4 protein-coding genes are annotated in these 5,837 nt (G+C 66.6%); 2 read left to right on the top strand and 2 right to left on the bottom strand.

Annotated elements, in window-relative coordinates:
• Positions 1-120: 120 nt before the first annotated feature.
• Together Mlute_RS13770 and metK are read left to right on the top strand one after the other, a co-directional pair.
• Positions 121-2,325 carry a GAF domain-containing protein gene (locus tag Mlute_RS13770; RefSeq protein WP_245958993.1) on the top strand — a complete coding sequence of 735 codons (2,205 nt, stop codon included), beginning with the start codon at positions 121-123 and terminating at the stop codon, positions 2,323-2,325.
• A gap of 58 nt (positions 2,326-2,383) precedes the next feature.
• Entirely contained in the window at positions 2,384-3,559 is a 1,176-nt protein-coding gene (metK, locus tag Mlute_RS13765) for a methionine adenosyltransferase (protein ID WP_119361153.1), read from the top strand.
• Positions 3,560-3,594: 35 nt separating this feature from the next.
• On the opposite strand, the gene Mlute_RS13760 is transcribed toward metK, so the two are convergent.
• Both Mlute_RS13760 and trmB read right to left on the bottom strand, forming a co-directional pair.
• The gene (locus tag Mlute_RS13760; RefSeq protein WP_119361152.1) at positions 3,595-4,557 is read right to left on the bottom strand and encodes a PP2C family protein-serine/threonine phosphatase; all 963 of its coding nucleotides are present in this window, start codon (positions 4,555-4,557) and stop codon (positions 3,595-3,597) included.
• 69 nt (positions 4,558-4,626) lie between these two features.
• Positions 4,627-5,538, bottom strand: coding sequence for a tRNA (guanine(46)-N(7))-methyltransferase TrmB (trmB, locus tag Mlute_RS13755; RefSeq protein ID WP_119361151.1), 912 nt, complete (start codon positions 5,536-5,538; stop codon positions 4,627-4,629).
• Positions 5,539-5,837: the final 299 nt, after the last annotated feature.

The raw sequence follows: 5,837 nt of genomic DNA, 5'->3' as shown, positions 1-5,837 counted from the left end.
TCCAGGTTCCTCTCCCGTCTATACTGTGCCTCCAGCTCCTCTGCGCTTTCAGTCCAATCGATTGGGGCAATCCTACGACCCATTCCCCAATCCTACTATAGGTGTCACCTCGAGGGAGATTTGGTATTAGACCGCTTCCGGAAAACCCCCTTCCCCCCAAAGGCCCTGGCCTACGCCCAGGAGCTGGGGAAAAACCTGGGGGTGGCGCTTTTGACCCTGAAGGAGCGGCAGAACACCCAGGCCCGGCTCGAGCGGGAGGAACGCCTGGCCTACGCCCTCGCCAGGCTATCCACCTTTCGCAAGGCCGATGAGCTTTGGGCGGCCCTGCCCCAGCTCATCGGGGAGCTCCTGGGGGTGGAGCGCACCACCGTGCTTAGGCGGGAAGGAGAAGCGCTGCGGGTGGCCTTCGCCATGGGCTGGGAGGCCCCTTTGGGAAGCTTGCTGCCTAGGGACGTGGGCATCGCCTGGGCTGCCCTGAGCGAGCGGCGGGTACAGATGGTTACCCGGGACGACCCCCGGGTCTACATCCGCCCCACGCACCTGCACGACACCTATGCGGTGTACGTCCCGCTGCACGACGGGCACCAGCAGGACTTCGGGGTGGCGGCGGCCTACGCCCAGGCCCCGTTTGGACCGGAGGAGGTATCCGTGCTGGAGGCCTTCGGTCGAGGGGCAGGGCAGGCCCTGGCCCGGCTCGAGGCCGAGGCCGCCCAGGCCCGGGAACTGGCCCGGGTGCAGACCCTAGCCCAGGTTAGCCAGCGCCTGAGCGCAGCCCAAACCAGCGAGGAGCTACTCCAGCGGGTGGTGGAGGCGGCGCTGGAGCAGACCCAGGCCTCCACCAGCCTGCTTTGCCTCTACCGAGCTGGGGAGGATGTGCTGGAGATTGTCGCCGCAGCCGGCTTTGCTGCCGAAAAGGCCCAAGGAGCGCGTTTTGAACGGGGGCGGGGCCTGGCCTGGCGGGTGCTCGAGGACCAAAGGTCCCTCTACCTAAACGACGCCTCCCAGCACCCCGAGGCGGTGTACCTCTCGGGTCGGCGCACCCATGCGGCCTACCTGGGCGTCCCGCTGAGCGACCCGGAAGGTCGGCTAATGGGGGTACTCTCGGTGGACACCGCAGGGGTGGGCGGCCGGCTGGACCCCCAGGACCGGTACGTGGTAGAAGCCCTGGCCGAGGTGACTGGGGTCACCTACTCCCGCCTGCAGGCCCTCGAGCGGGCCCGCTGCGAGACCGAGCGGTACCGCCGGCTGGTCCAGATGTCGGCCGACCTGGAAACCCTGGACGAGCCCACCCGCATGGCCCAGCGGGCCCTGGAAACCCTCATTGACCTCACCGGGTTCTCTGCCGGCGGATTCTACCGCCTGGTCCTCGAGCAGCCCCAGGAGGGCAAGGGCTTCGTGGAACTCCTCCTGGGTTACGAACGCCCAGGGGACGCCCGGCTGGGGCACTTCGCCAGGCTCCCGGTGGTGCTGGGCAAAGGGTTCATGGGGCTGGCGCTGGCCACCAAAGAGGTGCAGCACATTGAGGATTACCAGACCTGGGAAGGGGCCTGGCCCTCGCTCCAGGCCCACGAGCTGCGCACCCTCCTCACCGCCCCCCTCTTCCTCAAAGGGGCTCCCTACGGGGCCCTCACCCTGGCTAGCTTTGGGCGCAAGGCGGTGGTTTCAGAGGAGGACAGCGCCCTCCTGGAGGCGGTGGCCCGGCGGCTCGAGCGGGCCCTAGAGCGGGCCGCCCACCTAGAGGAAATCACCCGCACCCGCGAGGACGCCCTGCGGGCCTTGGGGTTGGGGCTGGAGTTGCGCGACCTGGAGACCAAGGGCCACACCGACCGAGTGGTGGCCCTGACCGAGGCCCTAGGGCGAGTCCTGGGCTTCCCCGATTTGGAGGGCCTGCGCACCGGGGCCTACCTACACGACCTAGGCAAGCTGGCCATCCCGGACGCCATTCTACTCAAGCCCGGCCCCCTTACCGAAGCGGAGTGGCGCATCATGCAGAGCCACTGCGACATCGGCTTTGGCATGTTGGAGAACCTGGGCTTCCTCTCCCAGACCGCGCGCAATATCGTGCGCTACCACCACGAGCGGATGGATGGCTCGGGCTATCCCTTTGGCCTAAAGGGAGAAGAGATTCCGCTGGAGGCCCGTATCTTCGCCGTGGTAGACGTCTACGACGCCCTTCTACAGTCCCGCCCCTACAAGCCCGCCTGGAGCCAGGAGGAAGCCCTTATGGAGCTGAAAAGGCAAGCTGGAAAGACCCTGGACGCCCAGGTGGTGGAGGCTTTTTTGGCCCTTATCACCCAGCCCGTGCCAAGCCGCAGCGCTTCTTGACGGGGAGTGCTATACTCTTTCGGTTGACGCGGCTGGGCCGCGCCGGAGGAGGAGCAAGTTGCAAAGACTGGTGACTTCAGAATCGGTAACGGAAGGGCACCCCGACAAGCTGGCCGACCGCATCTCGGATGCCATTCTGGACGCCATTCTGGCCAAAGACCCGCAGGCTCGGGTGGCCTGCGAAACCCTGGTAACCACGGGGCTGGTGATGGTGGCCGGAGAAATAACCACCGAGGCCTACGTGGATATCCCCCGGCTGGTTCGCCAGACCGTGCTCGAGGTGGGCTACACCCGGGCTAAGTACGGCTTTGACGGGGACACCTGCGCGGTGCTCACCGCCATTGACGAGCAGTCGCCGGATATCGCGGGCGGAGTCAACGAGTCGTGGGAGTGGCGGGTGCTGGGCTCCCGGGACGAGCTGGACCGGATTGGCGCCGGCGACCAGGGCCTGATGTTCGGCTACGCCACCGACGAAACCCCCGAGCTGATGCCGCTGCCCATCTCCCTGGCGCACCGCCTCACCCGCCGGCTGGCCGAGGCCCGCAAGACCGGGGAGATTCCCTACCTGCGTCCCGACGGCAAGGCCCAGGTTACGGTGGTCTACGATGGGCCCAAACCCTTGTATGTGGGCACCGCCCTCATCTCCGCCCAGCACTCCGAGGAGGTGGAGGCCGACCAGATTGCCCACGACATCCGCACCAAGGTCATTGAGCGGGCCATCCCTGAACAATACCTGAGCAAGGAGACCCTCTACCTGGTGAACCCCTCGGGCAAGTTCGTAATCGGGGGGCCCCACGGGGACACCGGGCTCACCGGGCGCAAAATCATCGTGGATACCTACGGCGGGGCAGTCCCTCACGGCGGAGGGGCCTTCAGCGGGAAAGACCCCACCAAGGTGGACCGCTCGGCAGCCTACTACGCCCGCTACATCGCCAAAAACATCGTGGCCGCGGGCCTAGCCAAGCGGGCCCTGGTTGAGCTGGCCTACGCCATCGGCAAGGCCCACCCGGTGGGGATGCGGGTGGAGACCTTCGGGACCGGCACCGTCCCCGACGAGAAGCTCACCGCACTGGTGCAGAAGGTCTTTGACGCCCGCCCGCGGGCCATCATTGAACAGCTTGACCTCCTGCGGCCCATTTACACCCCCACCTCGGCCTACGGCCACTTCGGCCGGGAGGGCTTCCCTTGGGAGAGGACCGACCGGGTGGAGGAGCTGCACAGAAAACTGGCCTAAGAACCCCACCCGAGGCCCGGGCCTCGGGTGGGCCCTTATGGCCCTGAGCTCGAGCCGAACTGGTTGAAAAGCACGAAGCCCAAAAGGCCGAACCACAGCAAAAGCAGGATCACACTACCCCAGCGCTGCCAAAAAGAGGCCGGTGGGGGGGGCTCGGAAACCTGTGTGGTGAGCACCTCGAGGTCGGTTCCGCTCTGCAGCCGCACCGGCTGGCCCGGGCTGGTCTCCAGGGGCAGGGCATAGGGCCTGGAGCGCTCCGGCACCTGGCTGCCAATGGTAACCACCACCGCGCTGATGTTGTCGGGGCCCCCCCAGTCGTTGGCCAGCTTGATGAGCTTGGCCACCGCGGGCTCTGGAGGGTTGGTGAGAATCATCTCCGAGAGCACCCGGTCCTCCAGCACCCCACTTAGGCCATCCGAGCAGAGCAAAAACACATCGCCGGGGCGCACCTTGAGGCCCACCAGGTCTACTCGAGCAGCGGGGAAAGAGCCCAAGGCATTGGTGATGACGTTGCGCCAGCGGTGGCTCCGGGCCTCCTCCTCGGTCAGCAGACCCTGGCGCACCCGGTCCGCCACCCAGGAGTGGTCCTGGGTGAGCTGGGTGAACTCCCCATCGCGCAGCAGGTAGGCCCGGGAATCGCCCACGTGGGCGATGAGGGCATAGGGCAGGTCAAGCCACAGGGTGGTGCAGGTGGTGCCCATGCCGCGCGATTCAGGCTTCTGGCCGGCCAGGTAGATGGCCTCGTTGGCGGCCTCATAGGCTTCTAGAAGGGCCTGGGGGGAGGGCTCGCTTTGGCGGAGCATCCCCAGTATCCGGTCCACCGCCATCTGCGAGGCCACCTCGCCCGTCCGGTGCCCCCCCATCCCATCGGCCACGATGAAGATGCCCCCATAAGGGGTCACCAGCTGGGCCACGGCGTCCTCGTTGAGGGCCCGTTTGCGGCCGGGGTCGGTCAAAGCCGCTGCATAGACCATAGGTAGGCTTTCCGAGCCCGGCATACTAGGGGCATTATAGGCCACCGCGGAGGAGGGGAAGGCCAAAAATCACACCGCCAAGCATTAATCCCCTCAATACGAGCGCTGCAGTACCCCCAGGCCCTGACCCTCCAGAAAGCCCACCAGCCAGGCCACCGCCGCCTTTACCCCGGGCGTGGCCAAGGGCGCACCAAAGCGAGAGAGGCCCACATACAGCCCGTGGGCGCTGGTGCGAACCTCCAGAAGGACATCCTGGACCAGGTCCCCCTCCTCAACATGGGTCAAAAAGTAGTAACCCCCGGGGAAGGCCGCCACCTCGAGCAGCACCGCCGCTCCGCCTTCAAAGCGCACCACGGTTTTCTCAAACGTCTCTAGCCTGGGCAGGGTACCGGACATAAGGGCGTGGGGCATAGGGCACCTCGGTAAAGGGGGCCAGGGGGTAGGGTCCTCGGCCCGCTTGCGGAAGACCGCGTGGTAGAAGCTTCGGCCCACCTCCTTCCACTTGAGGGCGTACTTGGTGGTCAGAAGGTGAGGGGGTGGGGGCGGCGTGTCCACATCAAAAAGCCCGCTGGCCGCAGCCTCGGCTTGGGCGTAGCGCCAGTAGCCCTCGTGGTCGGTGGTAAGCCAGAGCTCGCCGCCTTCCGCCAAGCGGGTGGAGAGCCTTTGGAAAAAGGCCCTCCGCAACAGGCGGTTCTCCTCGTGCTTGGCCTTGGGCCAGGGATCGGGGAAGTTCACGTACACCCGCACCAGGCTGCGCGGGGCCACCAGGTTGCGCAGGGCGAAGGTGGCCTGGCCGTGGTAGACCCAGACATTGGCAATGCCCTCACGCCGAAAGCGCTTCAGGGCCCTCGCCACCGAGGCGGCCGATACCTCGGCCCCCAGTATGCGCCACTCTGGGTGGCGCCGGGCCAGCTCCGCGGTAAAGCGCCCATCGCCAAAACCTACCTCGAGCACCTCCGGGGCGGGCCGCAGGGGAAACTCGCTCTCGCCCAGCCGAATCAGCACAAAGGGTCATTATAGGGGCATCGGCCGGCCGCGCCCAGACTTGACCGCTATACACCCTTTGGGCTAGACCTATTGGCCCTCCTCTGCCGCATAGACTCCCCTGCAAAGGACCCACCTCTTTCCCGGAGGTGAAGGGGGAAGGGGTGTGGGGGGTGGACAGAAAGACCCTCAGGGGGAGCCGCAAGGGGCAATCCCCCCAGGTGCGGCTGGTGGAGATCCTGGCTCTGCACCTGCGGACCACCCTGGCCCAGGCCCAGGCGGAGGGGAGGGAAGCAGAGACCCTGAGACGGCTTCTGGCC

Source organism: Meiothermus luteus (assembly GCF_003574085.1).
GTDB lineage: Bacteria > Deinococcota > Deinococci > Deinococcales > Thermaceae > Meiothermus > Meiothermus luteus.
Note: the sequence above shows the minus strand (reverse complement) of the source record. Positions and strands in the feature narration are given on the sequence as shown.

Excerpts from the sequence above, each read along its gene's own strand:
- Mlute_RS13760 (WP_119361152.1), bottom strand. The coding sequence starts at position 4,557 with ATGCCGGGCTCGGAAAGCCTACCTATGGTCTATGCAGCGGCTTTGACC.